Source organism: Peribacillus sp. Hz7 (assembly GCF_042136355.1).
In the GTDB taxonomy this organism is placed as follows: domain Bacteria; phylum Bacillota; class Bacilli; order Bacillales; family DSM-1321; genus Peribacillus; species Peribacillus asahii_A.
Genome location: NZ_JBHHJV010000011.1, coordinates 105,814 through 123,796, shown reverse-complemented (window position 1 = coordinate 123,796; position 17,983 = coordinate 105,814). Strand labels below are relative to the sequence as shown.

Annotated in this window: 20 protein-coding genes and 1 riboswitch; of the genes, 6 read left to right on the top strand and 14 right to left on the bottom strand. The window is 37.7% G+C overall.

Translation table 11 applies throughout. The annotated features are described in order from the left end of the window. Positions 1-78 precede the first annotated feature (78 nt). From ACE199_RS15510 to ACE199_RS15480, 7 genes are all read right to left on the bottom strand, one after another. Positions 79-1,095, bottom strand: coding sequence for a ThiF family adenylyltransferase (locus ACE199_RS15510; RefSeq protein WP_375350583.1), 1,017 nt, complete (start codon positions 1,093-1,095; stop codon positions 79-81). Then, complete coding sequence (locus tag ACE199_RS15505) at positions 1,092-1,859, bottom strand: thiazole synthase (protein ID WP_252294851.1); 768 nt, start codon at positions 1,857-1,859, stop codon at positions 1,092-1,094. The genes ACE199_RS15510 and ACE199_RS15505 overlap by 4 nt, the downstream gene beginning before the upstream one ends. Before the next feature lie 5 nt (positions 1,860-1,864). Beyond that, a complete protein-coding gene (gene thiS, locus ACE199_RS15500; RefSeq protein WP_119117943.1) occupies positions 1,865-2,071 on the bottom strand; it encodes a sulfur carrier protein ThiS in 207 nt (68 codons plus the stop codon). A gap of 4 nt (positions 2,072-2,075) precedes the next feature. Beyond that, on the bottom strand, positions 2,076-3,176 hold the full coding sequence (thiO, locus tag ACE199_RS15495) for a glycine oxidase ThiO (protein WP_375350582.1): 1,101 nt from the start codon (positions 3,174-3,176) through the stop codon (positions 2,076-2,078). Beyond that, positions 3,160-3,777 (bottom strand): thiazole tautomerase TenI, encoded by a 618-nt coding sequence (gene tenI, locus ACE199_RS15490; RefSeq protein ID WP_375350581.1) that lies wholly within the window; start codon positions 3,775-3,777, stop codon positions 3,160-3,162. Before tenI ends, thiO begins: the two co-directional genes overlap by 17 nt. Positions 3,778-3,869: 92 nt before the next feature. Beyond that, positions 3,870-3,979: riboswitch (TPP riboswitch) on the bottom strand. 73 nt (positions 3,980-4,052) lie between these two features. Continuing rightward, entirely contained in the window at positions 4,053-5,312 is a 1,260-nt protein-coding gene (locus tag ACE199_RS15485; protein WP_375350580.1) for an ATP-binding protein, read from the bottom strand. Positions 5,313-5,718: 406 nt separating this feature from the next. After that, positions 5,719-5,847: a hypothetical protein gene (locus tag ACE199_RS15480; RefSeq protein ID WP_375350579.1), complete on the bottom strand. Its 129-nt coding sequence runs from the start codon at positions 5,845-5,847 to the stop codon at positions 5,719-5,721. Between the two features lie 411 nt (positions 5,848-6,258). Here ACE199_RS15480 and ACE199_RS15475 point away from each other — a divergent pair, with 411 nt between their 5' ends. Both ACE199_RS15475 and ACE199_RS15470 read left to right on the top strand, forming a co-directional pair. Next, a complete protein-coding gene (locus tag ACE199_RS15475; RefSeq protein WP_164853174.1) occupies positions 6,259-6,396 on the top strand; it encodes a hypothetical protein in 138 nt (45 codons plus the stop codon). Positions 6,397-6,593: 197 nt separating this feature from the next. Continuing rightward, positions 6,594-7,646, top strand: a complete 1,053-nt coding sequence (locus tag ACE199_RS15470) for a zinc-dependent alcohol dehydrogenase family protein (protein ID WP_375350578.1) — start codon at positions 6,594-6,596, stop codon at positions 7,644-7,646. A 100-nt stretch (positions 7,647-7,746) separates the two neighbouring features. On the opposite strand, the gene ACE199_RS15465 is transcribed toward ACE199_RS15470, so the two are convergent. Continuing rightward, a complete protein-coding gene (locus ACE199_RS15465; RefSeq protein WP_375350577.1) occupies positions 7,747-8,925 on the bottom strand; it encodes a chromate transporter in 1,179 nt (392 codons plus the stop codon). 288 nt (positions 8,926-9,213) lie between these two features. Between ACE199_RS15465 and ACE199_RS15460 the strand changes: the two genes are divergently transcribed. Beyond that, on the top strand, positions 9,214-9,654 hold the full coding sequence (locus ACE199_RS15460; protein WP_127760043.1) for a peptidylprolyl isomerase: 441 nt from the start codon (positions 9,214-9,216) through the stop codon (positions 9,652-9,654). 222 nt (positions 9,655-9,876) lie between these two features. Here the strand turns inward: ACE199_RS15460 and ACE199_RS15455 are convergent, their stop codons facing one another. The 6 genes from ACE199_RS15455 to ACE199_RS15430 form a co-directional block, all read right to left on the bottom strand. Further along, positions 9,877-10,668 (bottom strand): DUF817 domain-containing protein, encoded by a 792-nt coding sequence (locus ACE199_RS15455; RefSeq protein ID WP_375350576.1) that lies wholly within the window; start codon positions 10,666-10,668, stop codon positions 9,877-9,879. 45 nt (positions 10,669-10,713) lie between these two features. Further along, entirely contained in the window at positions 10,714-10,932 is a 219-nt protein-coding gene (locus ACE199_RS15450; protein ID WP_119117935.1) for a helix-turn-helix domain-containing protein, read from the bottom strand. A gap of 10 nt (positions 10,933-10,942) precedes the next feature. Continuing rightward, complete coding sequence (locus ACE199_RS15445) at positions 10,943-11,425, bottom strand: DUF2975 domain-containing protein (RefSeq protein WP_375350575.1); 483 nt, start codon at positions 11,423-11,425, stop codon at positions 10,943-10,945. A 175-nt stretch (positions 11,426-11,600) separates the two neighbouring features. Continuing rightward, positions 11,601-12,797 (bottom strand): 8-amino-7-oxononanoate synthase, encoded by a 1,197-nt coding sequence (bioF, locus tag ACE199_RS15440; RefSeq protein WP_375350574.1) that lies wholly within the window; start codon positions 12,795-12,797, stop codon positions 11,601-11,603. Beyond that, positions 12,794-13,588 (bottom strand): 6-carboxyhexanoate--CoA ligase, encoded by a 795-nt coding sequence (locus ACE199_RS15435; RefSeq protein WP_375350573.1) that lies wholly within the window; start codon positions 13,586-13,588, stop codon positions 12,794-12,796. The genes bioF and ACE199_RS15435 overlap by 4 nt, the downstream gene beginning before the upstream one ends. Further along, the gene (locus ACE199_RS15430; protein WP_375350572.1) at positions 13,569-14,069 is read right to left on the bottom strand and encodes a hypothetical protein; all 501 of its coding nucleotides are present in this window, start codon (positions 14,067-14,069) and stop codon (positions 13,569-13,571) included. Before ACE199_RS15430 ends, ACE199_RS15435 begins: the two co-directional genes overlap by 20 nt. Positions 14,070-14,698: 629 nt before the next feature. Between ACE199_RS15430 and ACE199_RS15425 the strand changes: the two genes are divergently transcribed. The 3 genes from ACE199_RS15425 (at position 14,699) to ACE199_RS15415 (ending at position 17,921) form a co-directional block, all read left to right on the top strand. Beyond that, positions 14,699-17,275 (top strand): DEAD/DEAH box helicase, encoded by a 2,577-nt coding sequence (locus ACE199_RS15425; protein WP_375350571.1) that lies wholly within the window; start codon positions 14,699-14,701, stop codon positions 17,273-17,275. 29 nt (positions 17,276-17,304) lie between these two features. Then, positions 17,305-17,601: a hypothetical protein gene (locus tag ACE199_RS15420; protein ID WP_375350569.1), complete on the top strand. Its 297-nt coding sequence runs from the start codon at positions 17,305-17,307 to the stop codon at positions 17,599-17,601. A 194-nt stretch (positions 17,602-17,795) separates the two neighbouring features. Then, on the top strand, positions 17,796-17,921 hold the full coding sequence (locus ACE199_RS15415) for a hypothetical protein (protein ID WP_252283341.1): 126 nt from the start codon (positions 17,796-17,798) through the stop codon (positions 17,919-17,921). Positions 17,922-17,983: the final 62 nt, after the last annotated feature.

Genomic DNA, 17,983 nt, shown 5'->3' with positions numbered 1-17,983 from the left:
AGATAGTATCGATAAATGTAAAAAGGTAAGTACCTATCTTTTATAATAGATACTTACCTCATTATTATAAAGTCTTTATCATGAATAACATTGAATGATTCGATTATATACGACTCGTGCTCTTTTCGAATCATGTGTGCCGTGAATAATCGCACGACCATCTTTAAATATAACGATTCGATAGTCTTCAAATGTGCATGACAGTAAATAAGGGTTGACCGTCACTTGAGTAACAAACGGTTGTAAGCTTTCTTTCAAGCGATCTAGTGAGAGCGTAAGGGAGATACCTGGGCGAATTTGCACGGCATCTCGACCACATAAAACATCTGTTTTTGTTTGGTTTTCAAATGATAGATATGGATAGGTCGCTTTCTCACCGCATGTCGGGCAATGTTTATTTTTCATAGTAGCGATTGTAATGTCCGCTTTTTCATTTTTCCAAATATCGATTGATTGAAGCGTTGGTACAAGCTCGTGACCAGTGAGTAACTTTAAAGCCTGTGTCACTTGAAACGATGCGATGATTTGAACGATTGGATCAATAACGCCGACTGTATCACACGTCATGCCATCAAGGGGCAAGTGATTCATTAAACAATGTAAACAGGGAGTCTTACCTGGAATGATAGAAAAAGTTAGACCGTAACTAGCTACACAGGCACCGAATATAAAAGGCACGCCTTGTTTAACAGCGGCATCATTTACAACCATTCTTGTTTCAAAGTTGTCTGTTGCATCAATAATAATTGATTGACCTTGGACAAATGCTTCAATATTAGAGGCATTGATATCGACAATGTGACTGTTAATAGTAATCTCACTGTTTATTTGCTGCAGACGATTTTTGGCTGCCACTGCTTTTGGTAGCTTATTCATCGCATCTGCTTCTGTATAAAGATGTTGTCGGTGTAAATTACTATATTCGACATAATCGCGGTCCACAATCGTAATGGTCCCGGCACCTGCTCGTGCAAGCATTTCTGCATTAGCTGATCCTAGTGCACCTGCTCCTATAATGAGTACATGTGCTTGTTGTAATTGTTCCTGTTCATTATTGCCTAAAAATAATGCTTGTTTTTGATAGCGATTAATCAAGAAGTCACCATCCCCGTTGTAGGGCTGCTTGCTTCACCGTAGTTTTTCTCTGCTATTCTTCCGGCTTCATAGCCAAGGTGCCCGGCTTCAATCGCTAGTTTCATAGCCAGTGCCATCTTGACAGGGTCTTTTGCACCTGAAACAGCTGTATTAAGTAAAACGCCATTTGCTCCTAGCTCCATTGCATACGCAGCGTCTTTCGGAGAACCGATACCGGCATCAACAATGACAGGGACGGAAGACTGTTCGATAATAAATTGAAGATTTAACGGATTGATGAGTCCTTTTCCAGAGCCGATTGGCGATGCACCAGGCATAATCGCATGAACTCCAAGTTGTTCAAGCCTTTTAGCTAATACAACATCATCAGAGGTATAAGGCAGGACAATAAATCCTTCTGCTAACAGCATTTCGGAAGCTTTTAGTGTTTCAACAGGATCCGGTAATAAAGATTTGTCACAGCCAATTACTTCAACTTTAATCATATCGCATAAGCCCGAAGCTTTTGCTAGTTTAGCAATTCTAACAGCTTCTTCAGCTGTTTTGGCACCAGCTGTATTTGGAAGCAGTTTATATTTAGTTAAATCTAATTGTTCAAGAAAGTTTGGTTGAGATTCTTCAAAAATATTCATTCTGCGAACCGCAAACGTTAAAATCTCGGTTCCAGAAACTTCAACGGCTTGCTTCTGAACCTCAAAGGAAGGGAATTTCCCTGTTCCTAGTAAAAGTTTTGATTGAAATGTGTGATGAGCTATTTTTAACATGATTATCATCCTCCTCCTACAAAATGAACAATTTCTACTGTATCTCGATCTGATAATGCTTGTGCTGTGTATTGCTCTTTATAAATAATTTCTTTATTTACTTCTACGACAACAATGCGGTTTTCCAGTTTATATAATTCAAGTAAATCCTGAATACAGTGTACGGTTTCTGGCAGTTCAATAGTTTTTCCGTTTAATTGAATCGACTTCATGATTTCACCTCTTTTGGCGATTGATTTTAAAGGCTTCCATCCAATCTTTTCTTATTTCTTTTTTCATAATAAAATCTCGAATCATTTGTCCTGTGGCAGGAGCGAGCAAAATGCCATTTCGATAATGCCCTGTGGCGAATAAAATGCCTTCATCATCAGGATGATGACCGATAAATGGCTTTTGATCAAACGTTTGTGGACGAAGCCCTGCCCAAAAGGACTCGATTTTCATATCGATGATGGACGGGAGCATCGTTTTTGCTTTAGCAATGAGATTCTCGACACCACCAAGACTTGCCTGTTCATTCCAATCATTTTCGACCATGCTGGCTCCAAGCACAAGTCTGCCGTTGTTTCGCGGTACAATATAGCAGTGTTCATGAAATAATGTATGCTTTAAAAGCGGCTTTTCACTTGAAACTGATACACATTCCCCTTTGACAGGAGTAAGCGTATTGGTTAAACCAAGCTGATGGAAAAAGTTTGAGCTCCATACACCATTTGCGACAACGACATATTTAGCTTGGAAATTTCCTTTGCTCGTTTTAATCGTATAGGAACTGTCTTGCTTTTGAATCGAGAAAACGGATGTATATTCAAAAATCGATGCCCCCAATACTTGAGCACTCTTTCCAAATGCTTGACAAACAGAACTAGGTAAGACATTAACATCATCTTCAATAAAAGCGGCTCCGATAATATTCGTTGAAACAGAAGATTCTTCATGTCGTACATTATCTCTGTCATACCATTTGACGGTAGGAAGGGAGAGGGTAGAACTTAGCTCACTTTTTTCAGCCTCTGAATAAGCGAGCTGAAAAATTCCGCCTTTTCTTAACTCAATATCGATACCGCTTAGCTCTTTTAGCTCATCTTGAAGCTGGAAATAGGCTAGTTGACTCTTTCTTGCAAAAGGATAGAAAATCTCAAGATCATTGCATTCTGAATGAGCTCCTAACATACCAGCTGCTGCACTTGTCGATTTACTAGCTAGTTGCTTTTCCTCAAACACGGCAACATCAATCTGTTCTTTCGCTAAATAGTAGGCGATGGAGCAGCCGATAATTCCACCGCCTATAATGGCTACTTCATAATTTGTTTTCACATGAATTCTCCTTACATAATTTAAAAAAATCTAATGCGGATGCATAGGGATTTGGTGAAGAAAAAATGCCCGACATAACCGCAATGCCGTCTGTTTTTAGTTGTTGAAGGGCGTCTACCCGAGTTGGTGTAATGCCACCAATGGCATATACAGGGATTTTTAGTGCTTGTTTCATATTGCTAATAGTATGTATGCCATTTGGAGCCAGTCCCTTTTTACAATCTGTTTCAAAACAATGTCCATATAACACATAATCCGCTCCATCTGTTTGTGCTTGTTTTGCTTCTTCTAAAGAATGAATCGAACGACCAATCCGTAAGTGCGGAAAGTTTTCTCTCACTTTTTGGATAGGAAGGCTATGTGATGGAAGATGGATATTCGAAATTTGTGTGAGTAACGCGATATCTAAGCGGTCATGAATGACGAGTTTTTCTTTGTTTACATCTGCTTGTTCTAAAAGCTGAATGAGTAACAGAACTTCATGAGCCGTTTTTGATTTTTCACGAATATGGATATAATCAACAACATTTTGAATAGAAGAAATGATACTTGTCAGTTCGCTAACTGTATGTGAATCATCTGTTACAGCAATCAGTTTCATATTCGTTTACTCCTCTTTACTAGTAGTACACGCAAAAAAACCACTAACCTTAAATAGGAAAGTGGTTTTGTTATTTGTACACAAATAAGCACAAAGAATAACGAACACTTCCCTACGCAGGTGCGAACCTGTTCAGGTTATGAGGGTTTAAAAGTAACTACTTTATTCTCAGCCCTTATCAAGGGATCCCCTAGTGAATTAATTAAATAGTTTTAAAATTTATATTTAAAATATCATAAATCTGGAAGGTGTACAATAAAAATTTAAAAAATAATTTATTGATAAATAGGAAGCTTGATAGAAAAGCAAGTTCCTATTCCTTGTTCACTTACGACTGTAATCTGGCCATTCATTTGATTAATAATACTATACGAAACCATCATTCCAAGCCCTGTGCCTTTTTCTTTTGTTGTAAAATAGGGCTCCCCAAGGCGATTGATTTGTTCTTGTGTCATACCTGTTCCTTCATCTTGAATATCGATTTGAATGGTATGCTGAGTATTGGTTTGAATAATGTGCAGTTTTCCGTTAATCCCCATAGATTCTATGCCGTTTTTTAACATATTAATTAAACATTGTTGAAACTTTTTGCGCTCTCCCTTAACGACATATTGGCCATCATCTAATAAAGATAGTTTGATTTGTATGCTGTTCATATTAGCTAAAGGGGTAATGACATTGATGGCATGCTGAATTTCCTCCGCAACATTGATTTTTTCTTCTTTTTCAAGCGCAGGCTTAGCAAATGTTAAATAATCATTAATGACTTCTGTTGCACGATCCAGTTCTTGTAGTGCAATTTCTGTATATTGTTTTCTTTTTTGGTCAGAGGTCTCCTCAGATAGCATTTGGATAAATCCTCTACTGGCGGTGAGTGGATTACGAACTTCATGAGAAATACTGGCTGCTAAATGACTAACCATTTGTAGTTTCTCTGCTTTCACTAACTTTTGAAGTATGTGGAAATTAGCTTGAATGACTTCCCACAGCAAGTTCGTAAACACCATCGCAATAATTTCAATGGAAATATATTGTACCCATAGATTTGCTTCTCTGTTTATGTCAAATAGTTGTTCAGATACCAACAGGGAGAGCAGTAAACCGATAAAAGTTAGTGAAGTGCTTATTATCACTTTATATTTTACAGAAAATTGAAAAAAATATTTAGATATAAAGAATAGTACAATAGAAAAAGAAAAGAAAGTAATACATGCTATATAAAAGCCGTTATCGCCATTTAGCCAAAAGCGAATGAATAACATTAAGAATAATAAAGGAATTCCTAATTTATATCCGCCATATAACCAACCTAGGATAAAGGGAACCCAACGAAGATCCCATACATAATAAGGCCCTGTATCAACAGGGAACATCATACAAAGAATAAGGGAGGCGATAGGGAAAATGGCAAATGTCCCTTTTTTGAAGTTTTCGAATTTATAAGAATATTTGGCGAAGTAAATCATTTGTACCAAAAATAAAGGAAGAATAGTAAATAGGAAGTTAATTAACAAATTTTTTGTTATCAAAGACATAGTTGCACCGAACTTTCAATAATTTATAACTTTAAATATTCGCTATTATTAGGTGAAATTCCTTTTGTTATTTTAAAAAAAATGGTAGAAAAATACACTTTTGTTTTCTGCTCTGTAAATGATGATGGCTTTAAAGAAGCGGAAATTGGAATTGTACTTGGTATTCCATTCTTTATTTTGCTAGTTATTATATTTGATTGTTTTTAGCCGAATGTACTCGGTATGCATATCGTTGTGTTACCCATCGTGATTTCATTTATCGTGTTTGTCGTAGTTAGTTTGTTAACGCAAAAATACATAGTGTTGCAAAAAAAGCTTAGCTATTAATAAGGGTAAATAAACAATAAAAGACTGATCACTAGCATTCTATGATCAGTCTTTTTATTATATTTTGGAATGAGCTGGATTAATTTGTTCCGAAAAATGTAATTTCATCAAAGCTATCAAAATCTTTATACACTAATTCTAATTTTTTACCTGGTGATACTCGATAAGTCAAATATCCACTTAAAGTTTTACCTTTAGCAAGCTCCACAATGGTATCCAATTCATTGTATTTAGTCGAATAAAACTGTAAATCCAGGGCATCTTTGAATTTATCGTTAATATATAGGTCTGGGAAAATCCAGGAATCTGTTTCGCTCTATAATTTTTAATGACAACATAAAGTGAGATATAAGATAACAAACAATGAAACTATAAGTTTTCCAGATGAACCGATAGTGGCACATCTTAAAAATGTATATTCGAATATAATCCTAATTCATGTTAGATCTAAACGCTATCAGTAATTTATGGTAATTAAAAAGAGGGATAATGGCAAAAATCGATCGAAAAATTTGTTATATAACAGATTTTTATTTTTAGAAATGTATTGACACAGTGGTGGTTCTGTTATATATTTTATATAACTTAAATAATTGTTATACAACAGGGGGAAGCGAAGATGGAAACGTATCGTGAAGCATATGAAAGCTATAAAAGAGCATGTGAAAATTACGGAATGGAGTCGATGACTTTTTATCATTTTGTAACACACTTAACGAAAGAACAATTGAATGAATATGATAATCAAGCTAGTTAATGAAAAAGGACGTGATGACTACGGATCTCGCAGTTGAAGCCAAATAGAAACCCTGCCCGTTTATATATAAAAACAGGCAGGGTTTAATTATGTTTGTTGAAGAAAGTTTTTTGTTCATGTTTAAAGGACTTGCGGAATATCTTTGATAAAGAAGGCGTTAACAATATGCAAATACTGTAATTAAGGGGGACAAGCATATGAGAGCTGCTCAAATTATTGAACAAAGAAAACCGTTAAGAGTAGGTCATGTACCTGACCCAACTCCAGGTCCGCATGATGTCATTGTGAAAGTCGAAGCAAGCGGAGTGTGCCGTAGTGATTGGCATGCTTGGATGGGAGATTGGGAATGGATTGGTTTAAGTCCCGTACTTCCGATTATTCCAGGTCATGAATTAGGCGGTGTTGTTGAAGCGGTAGGAAAAGAAGTGAAAAACTTTCGTCCAGGGGATCGAGTAACGACTCCTTTCCACGAAGGGTGCTCACATTGTTTAAACTGTTTGAGTGGTCAATCAAATCGCTGTGATTCTTTACAAATTTTTGGATTTAGTTATGATGGAGCGTATGCAGAATATGTGAAAGTACCAAATGGGGATTTTAACTTAGTTGCTCTTCCTGATGAAGTGGACACGCTTACAGCTGCAGCTATTGGTTGTCGCTATATGACTGGCTATCATGGCGTCATGCGCAGCAATATTAAGCCAGGGAATTGGCTTGTTGTTCATGGTGCAGGAGGTGTTGGGCTATCTGCTGTTCAAGTTGCCAATGCGATAGGCGCTCAAGTCATTGCAGTTGATGTAGATGAGGCTAAATTGGACATGGCTAAGGAGGAAGGTGCCGTTGTTGGTGTGAACGCTCGCCAAGAAAATGTCGTGGAAGCCATTCGAGAAATAACGAAGGGTGGGGCACATGCATCCATCGAAGCACTTGGAATTCAAGAAACGATTTTAAATTCGGTCACTTCTTTACGCAAAGGAGGCCGACATGTTCAAATCGGTTTAACTACAAAAAATGAAGGGGGCTTAGTTGGTCTTCCGATTGATGCGATTACGGCAATGGAGTTAGAAGTGGTCGGAAGTCTAGGTAACCCTCGCTCGGAGTATAATGGTTTACTAGCATTGATTGCTCAAGGGAAGTTAAATCCAAAGTCACTCGTTTCACGTGAGATTGCCTTAGATGATGTATCTGAGGTGCTTCATGATATGACAAGCTATAAAACATATGGGTTTAATGTAATTACACAATTTAAATAGAAGAGAGATGACTTTGACACAGGCTTCTGGTTTGTGTCTACTTTTTTGAGTTTAAAATATTTTCTAAGCTACCAAATTTGGTAGCTTAGAAAATATTTGATTAAATAAATGTAAGTAATATACCGCCAATGGCTCCGCAAACAACAATAATCCAAGGAGGGAGCTTCCAAAACATAAGCATACTAAATAAGATGGCAGCAAAGGCGAAGTCAATGGAGGTTAGAATGGAGCTAGTCCAAATAGGTTGGTAAAATGCGGAGATTAAAATACCAACTACTGCAGCATTTACCCCCATAAACGCCCCTTTAATTTTAGGATTACGACGTAAAGTATCCCAAAATGGTAACGTACCAAGGATTAGAAGGAAGGCGGGTAAGAATATAGCAATAGTTGCGACTAAGCCGCCTTGCCAACCATACATAATAGCACCTAAATAGGAGGCAAATGTAAATAATGGGCCAGGTACTGCTTGGGTTACACCATAGCCAGCTAAGAAAGCTTCTTCGCTAATCCATCCAGTGGGAACAAATTCTCGTTCTAGTAAAGGGAGAACGACATGACCGCCGCCAAAGACTAAAGAACCAGATCGATAGAAGCTATCAAACATGGCCACCCAGTGAGATGTAGTTATTTCCTTTAAAATAGGCAATAGAATCAGTAATCCAAAGAATAATGTTAAACATAGGATTCCTGCTTTTCGTGTAATGGGGAACTGGATACTTTCTTCGTCACTTTCAGTATGTTGTTTATATAGAAGATAACCAAGAAGTGCAGAGGTGCAAATAACAACTACTTGAGTAAGGATAGATTGCCATAAAAGTGTTCCTACTAATGAGAATAATGCAATGTTTTTTCTTTTTAAATCAGGGGCTAAATTTTTTGCCATCCCTAAAATAGCATGTGCAACTACGGCTACCGCTACTATTTTTAATCCATGTATCCAGCCAGCTTCTCCTGTATCCAGCCCTTGAAGGAGTATGGCAAATAGCATGAGAGCAATTACGGAAGGAAGTGTAAATCCGATAAAAGCTACGATTCCACCTAGAATTCCTGCGCGCATAACTCCTATCCCAATTCCTACTTGGCTACTAGCTGGACCGGGTAAAAATTGAGAGAGTGCTACTAAGTCCGCATAACTTTTTTCATCCATCCATTTTCTTCTTCGAATATATACCTCATGGAAATATCCTAAATGAGCAACGGGACCGCCAAACGATGTTAATCCAAGTTTAGTCGAAACGAAGAGTATTTCTAGTAATGATTTAAATCTACTGTTCATATCGAGGTTCTCCATTCTTTTAATCTTGCAACGGTAAAATCAAAGTTTCATAAAATGTAACATAGTGCATGGTTCGTTTTCAATTTGATTAATAGAAAATTTACATAGTTTTAATATAAAAAAAGCTTGTAGACAGACCCTGATATGGAGGCGTTGTCTACAAGCTTTTATGAAGCTGTGTAAGATATTAATCAAACTGTAACTTATAATCTCCCTGCTTTTTTTATTGAATTATAAATGATATTATATACATTGGTTTTACATACATAATTTAAGGAGATGAACAGAATGGCTAAAAAGGGATACATTGTAATGGAAAATGGAGAAAAGATTGAGCTTGAATTTTACCCTAATGAAGCTCCTAACACAGTAGCTAACTTTGAAAAACTAGCTAATGAGGGCTTTTATGATGGAGTAGTTTTCCATAGAGTAATTCCAGGGTTTGTAAGCCAAGGTGGAGACCCTACAGGTACAGGAATGGGTGGAAGTGGTACTACTATTAAATGTGAGACTGAGGGAAATCCTCATAAACATGAAGCAGGCAGCTTATCTATGGCTCATGCTGGTAGAGATACAGGCTCTAGCCAGTTTTTCATTGTTCATGAGCCGCAACCTCATCTAAATGGAGTCCACACTGTCTTTGGTAAAGTGACATCAGGTCTTGAAACTGCAAGAGCTATGAAAAATGGTGACACAATGAAAGAAGTAAGAGTATTTGATGCGGAGTAATTAAATCATGTAAATGAGAGCAGGGCTGTTAATCAGCTCTGCTCTTTTTTTGTTCCTTAATTTATAGCCTGTCACAGTTTTTTGAATGCCTCTAAGGATAGTCCTGCGAAATCAGGGGAGAGGATAAAGATGGGGATTATATACAATGTTTGATCAAGACCTAAGTCAAATAAATTGGAATTTTGTACGCTAGGAGAACTTCAACCTAAAGATATTTAACAGTTATAAAAATTGACTAGTATCCATTCTAGCGGAACTTCTTCCCTTAACCTGCTTTAACGTCGCTACTATAAGAAAGCTAACAATCACCAATAAGAGCCATGAACTTACCTTTCCTAGATGAACGAGACTCCATGCTTCGGTTTGGTTTGGATATTTCCACGCTCCAAAGAACGTTGCGATATTTTCAGCTATCCATATAAAAAATCCGATGAGTACAAAAGAAAGCGCGAGTGGCATACGATAACGAGTTCCATCAACCTCATATGTAACCCATGATTGCCAAAAGACGATCATTACAAGTCCAGATAACCACCAACGAACGTCAATCCAATAATGGTGGGTGAAAAAATTCAAATAAATCGCAGCTGCAAGAGGTACAACTACCAAAAACGGTGGCCATTTAACCAGTTCAACTTTCAACCGCCTCCATGCCTGGCAAAGATAACTCGCTACACTTGCGTACATGAATCCGCTATACAAAGGCACTCCAAAAATTTTGAAATACCCTTCCTCTGGATAAGACCAGGAGCCCATATGTACCTTGAAAAGTTCAAGAGTAAGTCCAATAAGGTGGAACAAGGTGATAACCTTTAGTTCATCCCTTGTTTCAAGCCCAGAACGCACCATCCACCACTGCATCAGAAGGCAGATGATGAGCAGCCAGTCATACCGTGGTAGAAAGGGAAGTGGTATGATTTGTGTAAAAGCCAAAGAGACAAAAATAATGACAGGAAACAAACACGATAGGGCTTGCTCCCAACCAAAACGAACGAGTTGTTTTAGTGTTCTCATGATTGGTGCCTCCAAAAGTTTTTTCTGAATATGTGTAAGTCCTGCTTATTGGGTATCTTCGTCACTTTTGTATTCTAAAATATCTCCAGGCTGACATTCTAAAGCCTTACAAATCGCCTCTAAAGTGGATAATCGAATCGCTTTTGCCTTTCCATTCTTCAATATAGAAAGGTTAGCCATTGTTATGCCAACTCTCTCGGATAGTTCTGTCACGCTCATTTTCCTTTTCGCCAACATCACATCAATATTGATTATAATTGCCATTGTTTTCACCTCAGACCGTTAAGTCATTTTCTGATTTTATATCAATCGCTTCTTTTAACAGTTTTTGAAGAACAGCAGCAAAGACTGCAATCACCATTGAAGCAAAAGGAACAACCAATCCGATAAAGATGACACCTGGGGCGTCGTCTTTATCCGCAAATAGATAAAAGAGCGGCAAGACTAGCACATGTAAGCTACTGATTGTGATGGCACAGTATTTGATTTTCTTTAAAGATTTTACAGATAATTCGGAGAAAGCTTTGTTCTTGTCAATATATCTTAAAAGTTTAAATGCCTGATACAGAGCAAAGTAAAAAGGTATCGCTGATGCATAAAAAACGATGGAAACGAGATATTTTATATAAGCAAACTCTGGCAGCAATTGTGCTGTAATATTTCCTATCTCAGGCACCAAAAAGATACACAAAGCAAGAACTGGGATTCCAATAAAAATAACAGCTATCTTTAAAAATAGTGTTGTAACTTGTTTCATAAAAAGCACCTCACTTATTTATTTTCAATTTGAATTTAGCACAGTATTTATCGTTTTACAATAAAAAATTATTTATTTTAATAGTATTTTTATTGTTATTTAATTGTCCCTTTGATTTTAGATAAAATAAAAAGCATTCCTCATTATTTATAGAGAAATGCTTTCTTTTTGATTCCTATTTCGATTGCATGACATTTTTTGTAGAAAGAAGATTCATCTCTTTTCCGATTTTCACAAAGGTATGTAAAGCGTATTCCAACTGTTCCTGCTGATGAGTGGCCATTATGGTTAGTCGAATACGGCTCATGCCTTCAGGTACTGTAGGTGGGCGAATAGCTGGAGCAAAAATTCCTTCTTCTTCTAATCTTTTGGAAAAACGCACAGCATCTTGTGCGGAACCAATTAAAACCGCAAGAATCGGAGTAGAGCCATCTACAAGTGTAAAACCTGATTTTTTCAATCCGTTCCGTAAAAATTCCGCATTTTCAAGCAGTCGTACGCTTCTTTCTCTTTCTTCACGAATGATACGAATTCCTTCTATACTAGCAGCGACAACACTAGGAGATAAAGCCGTTTGGAAAATAAAAGAACGAGCTTTATTGCGTAAGTATTGAATGAGGGATTGAGATGCCGCGACATATCCACCCTCTGCGCCAATTGATTTACTAAGCGTTCCCATTAATAAATCGATCTGCTGCGTCAATCCAAAATATTCGGCTGTGCCAGCACCTGTTTTACCCAGAATTCCTGTAGAGTGTGCATCATCGACCATTACCATAGCTCCGTATTTTTTTGCAAGTGAGACGATAGCAGGGAGTGGAGCAATATTTCCGTCCATGCTGAACACACCGTCTGTAACAATGAGCTTTCGTTGATAAGAGGTTACACTTTGTAATTTTTTCTCTAAATCGTTCATATCAACATGATTGTAAATAACCGTATCAGCTTTACTTAAGCGGCAGCCATCAATGATGCTAGCGTGGTTTAGGGAATCGCTTAAAATAACATCACCCTGCTTCATCAAAGTAGAAATAATGCCGACATTTGCTAGGAATCCGCTGCTAAATACAAGGCTAGCTTCCTTTCCTTTAAAAGAGGCAATGTCACGTTCTAACTGTTCATGCAAAGAAAGATTTCCCGTCGTTAAACGAGAGCCGCCGCTTCCTGTACCAAATTGTTTGATTGCTTCAATGGCTTTTTCTTTCATACGTGAATCATTGGCTAAACCTAGATAATTATTAGAAGAAAATAGAAGAACCTTCTTTCCTTCTAGCACTGTTTCTGTATCACTTGCTGCATCTATCCTCCGCAGTGTTCGAAATAATCCTTGTTCTCGAATTTGCTGTAATTCTTGGTTAAGATAATCTGTCATGAGCTTGCCCTCCTTCTATGCTCGGTTTCGTTTTCATATGTAATACAGACAGGTGTTGTTTCTAAATAAGAAATATAGTCATCTAGAGGACAATGTTGTTTAACAAAAAAGATGCGTCCTCCACAATCTTCTCCAATATTTTTTAAGTGAGTAATCCGTTTATAACCAGTAGCAGAACTTGCCACATAGCCAGTTATATAATCTGGGTCATCAGACCAGCATAATTCAGCTACTGTATAAGGAGAAGCTGTGACCTTTGAAGCGAGAGCGAGTGCCTCTCTAATACGAGAAGAGATAAAAGGTTGGTGAAATGTAGACCAGTTACTCCAACTTTGTGTATGCCAATCCATTCGGGATACCCGTACACCTTTCAGTTCTCGATGATCTAGCCGCTTTCCGGTTTGGCTGTCTACAATAATGGCACCTCTTTGATGTGTTGATTGTTTGAGAAAGTTCAGCCCTTGTGTGATCGCTTCATCTGAAATTCCAAGGAATGAAAGAAGAGACACAGCTTTTTTTCGTCCTTCCGTCACGTTTTGTACATGTTCAGTGGAAACAGGAAGAGGGCTAATTGTCTTGATTTCTTGATTTTGGAGTTTTTCAATTACTAACTGAATGAAATCACAATCACCACGTGAATGATTAAGTGATTTAGTAAGCAGTTCTGTTGCTAATTTATGTAGTTCTTCTTTTTGTCCGAGGCGCTCTCCGCCCGATATATGCCGACCACCTTGCTCATGGGCTCCTCCTTCGGCTGCTCTCATTCTAATGCTATAAAGCTCGTTTAACATGATGATGTCTCCTTTGTTTTTCACTAATTTTTTTAAACACTTCTTTTAATGGCCATACTGTTAAGGCGGTAAAAATCATTCCTGGAATCGCCGCTAAAAGCAACGGACCAGAAGGAACGCCAAGAGTGAAGGCAAGTACGAAGCGAGCAACGGCAGTCCCAATCGGTCCAGCTAGCATTAAAACAGGAAGCGAAGTTCCGAATAAAGCTACTATTCCACCAGCGACAATTCGAAATGTCATCGCTATTTCGATGTTTAATAGATTATGAATGCCAAGCAGAAATAAAATCAGACTAGCAAGGATACCTGCAAGAAGGTAGCGTTTGAATCCAAATACAGCGGCAATTGCTACAGCAATAGGAGCAGAAAGCTGGAATTCTGAGCCTGGAATACCGATAGGAATTTTAATTGCTCCTGTAATGGCTATAAAACTAGCAAGCAAAGCAATCAGTGCAAGATCGTAAGTTGTCCATTTTTTCATAAGAGCCTTTCTATTGTAAACTTAAATTAAAATAAGTTTACAATTTAGAATATTAAAACATAATACAGTGATATCGTCAATATAGGAAAAATTGAATTTCTTAATGATCCTGTATCTGGGTAGGATGTTCTAAGAGAATAATTATGTTCCAATCTGTAGATGAGTTGGACATCTGAAAAAATGGCACAAATAACTGAAGCCCTGTAGAGCTTATTTATCAAGCTGCATATTAGCTAGAAAAGCACCTACACTACAAGGGCTTTTCAAAGTTCCGATGCAGTAAATACAGGTGTTGCAATCGAGAATTTGTATTTGGTTCAGGAGATAGTTGGAAAGCTGAGAAGTGGACCTTTACACATGGTAGGACAATCTTAGCTTTTCAGCCAGGTTATAAAATAAAAAGGGGAGTTAACAATAACAAATACGTACATTTAGTTATTCAATTGTATTTGCTAAGGGAATGGCTAAAATAGAACGAATGTTTTTGTTTTTTCTCCTGGTTGATATAATATGGATAATAAAGAAAGAAGTGTCATGCAATGAAAGTCCATAAAGGCTATTAGTTTCAAATCTAACTAATTAAACAACACTGCATAACTATATATTGTGACACGTAAAAGGGGATTATGATGGGAAAATTAGAAGAGATATATCCGCTCGCAATTGAGCAAACGAAACAAAAGGTTATCCAGGATATTGAGCGCTATTTAGAAACACAAGATACGCTTCCTGCCTGGCAAACATATATTTCTGACAGACAATCTTATATTGAGCAGATTTGGATTAATGTTTGGCTAAATAAAGCTTCAAATGATGTACCGAGAAAAGAAAAAAAGGCCTTTTTGAATGAAAAGGGATATGTTACTGAAGGGACAGATAAAAAGCTAATTAATCAATTATTCCGTAACGAATTAAGAAATTATTATCCCTTTGATGTGCTGCCTTGGCTGAAACAAATTTTATCTGAAAATGAGCAAGACTGGGAGCAAAGATATGTCAATGCAAGGCAAACTTTCTTTAAGAGGCAAGAAGAGAAAAGGCAAGCCGAACTGCGATGGCATATTCGAGAAAAACTACAAAAGGCTGCATATGACTTTTTGGATAAGAATGCTTTTCTCTCATATTTGCATGTCCGTTATCACGTAGCTCGAATGTTGTCTGATGATATTCAAAATAAGAAAAAGTATCATTATACAGAACCCTACTTACTTGAAGAACCATTGAGGGTGCAGGGGGAGTTTAACGCGACAGATTATGTAATGCTTACTGATTTCTTTGAAGAATTGACAGGTGATATTCACTCGCTATTTGTTTGGGGAAGAAGCGACTTTGAATATGAAACCTATTTCTATCGCTATGAAAGAATTGTGTCGGAATTCATTTTAGACTTTGCTCCGAAAAAAGTTATCGAACATTTACCCGAGAAGCTAATGGAGGAGTATACGGAAATTTATGGTGAACCCCTGACTACAGGAACTCTAAAAGGGGTATTGCGAGATGAATTGGCAGATTTATCTGAGGCTTGTTTTGATGAGCTTCAGGAGGAATACCTTTCTGATTTGTTAAGACTGGCCAAGGTTCCTTTTGACGAAACTTTGCATCAGGAGATCTTTGAGAAAGATGAAGCGACTAGAGAACGAAGACTGGCCGAAGAGTTGGCAGAGCAGGAACGCAGGAAAGCAGAAGAGGAAAGAATCCTTGACGATATTTTTGGCAAGGCGTATAGCGCGGCCTTAGGAAAAGACACGAGATATGTGCTCCATATTGGAGAGACGAATACAGGGAAGACTTATCAAGCGCTGCAAAAAATGAAGAGCGCCCAAAGTGGTTTATATCTTGCTCCCCTTCGGCTTCTTGCACTTGAAGTTTATGACAAGCTGAATGCAGAGGGTGTCCCGTGCTCTTTAAAGACAGGTGAAGAAGAAAAGCTGATGGAGGATGCCAACCATATTTCCTCTACAGTCGAGATGTTTCATGAGAAGGACTATTATGAAGTGATGGTCATTGACGAGGCACAAATGATTGCTGATAAAGATCGTGGTTTCTCATGGTATCGAGCCATCACGAAGGCAAATGCAAAAGAAGTACATGTCATTGGAAGCCAAAATACTAAAATGATGCTTCTTAATCTCCTAGATGGAGCTGATATTGAACTACATGAATATAGCCGTGAAATCCCCTTGGAGGTAGAGAATGGAGAGTTCAGTTTGAAAAACACGCAAAAAGGGGATGCTCTTGTTTGTTTTTCAAGGAGACGAGTTCTTGAAACAGCTTCCAGTTTACGACGGAACGGACATAACGTTAGTATGATATACGGCAGCATGCCTCCAGAAACAAGAAAAAGGCAAATTGAGCTTTTTAATCGTGGTGAAACATCTGTTGTTGTCGCAACAGACGCAATTGGAATGGGATTAAACTTACCAATTCGTCGTATTGTCATCTTAGAAAATGAGAAGTTCGATGGAACGAGCAGGAGAAGATTGACCTCCCAGGAAGTTAAGCAAATTGCTGGGAGAGCTGGGCGGAAAGGCATTTATAACACCGGTAAAGTTGCATTTACATCTGACATTAAAATGATGCGTAAGCTGCTGGAGCAGGCAGATGACCCGATTAAAACTTTTGCAATTGCTCCTACATCAGCTGTATTTGAACGGTTTCAGAAATATTATCGAAACTTAGGGATATTTTTTGAACTGTGGGATAGATTTGATCCACCAAAAGGAACAAAAAAAGCCTCTCTTTCAGAGGAACGCGAGCTATATGAACTGGTTCGTGATACGGAAATTGAAGTTCGCTTTTCCTTAATGGATTTATATGGATTTCTCCATCTTCCATTCTCAACAAAAGAACCAAGACTCGTCAATCAATGGTTGGATACTATATTCGCGATTGCTGAGAATCGGGAGCTTCCAGAACCGGTCATCAAAAGGGGAAATCTAGAGGAGCTTGAGCTTTCGTATAAAGCTATTGGCCTTCATCTATTATTTTTATACCGTATCGATCGGAGGAGTGAAGCGATTTATTGGGAACGCGTCCGAGAAGAGATTAGCAACGGTGTGCATGATCAATTAAAAGATGAAGTAATCAATTACCAGAAAAAATGTAAACAATGTGGGAATAAGCTACCGGATGAATCACGTTTTCCAATCTGTGACTCTTGTTATCATAGTAGATATCGAAGAAGGTATCGATCAAGTCAACATTAGGCTAGCTTATTATGATGGAGATGTTTTATATGAAGTGGAAAGCTCATCAGCCGTATTATAGAATTCTTAGAGAAGTCACCTATAATGAACAAAGAACAGTCATTTCCAATCGTGATATGTATTTATACGAAAATAAAATTACTACAAAATATCGTGAATTTCCTATTCATGCCGTTCATGATATATCTTTTCGGAAAATTGGAGATGAGGAAGGAATATTGTACCTTCATACAAGTGCGGGTGTATACCCTTTTACTGTTAAGGATGATCCTGGGACGTTTATTCAAGTGTTTAAAGAGAGTAAGGTCTTAGAGGATAACCAATAGTTGGTCAAGAGTGCTTCTGGAGCATGTTTTTATCTTAGATGGGGAAGCTATTAATGCTTGTTTAAAAGCGGTTTTTATCACAAATGAACGAGTGGTAAGACCCCACACCTGATGGAAGTTTCAAGTAGTTCAACATACAAGATGAGACCTAACCATCATCAAAATTTAAAACATATAGATAGGGGAGTTCAATAATGGGTAAAAAACATCGTAATCGCATCAATTCTCCAAAAAAGAATAACCATGTTCCAGAAGAAGCTGTTATTGCAGAACAAGAGGCACATGGTAAAGAATTTTCTGCGCAAAAGCGAAAGAAATAGTCTCGGCTCCAATTACTAAATTTTAATGGGAGTATGCCCTTTTAAAAAGCAATCTGTCTATA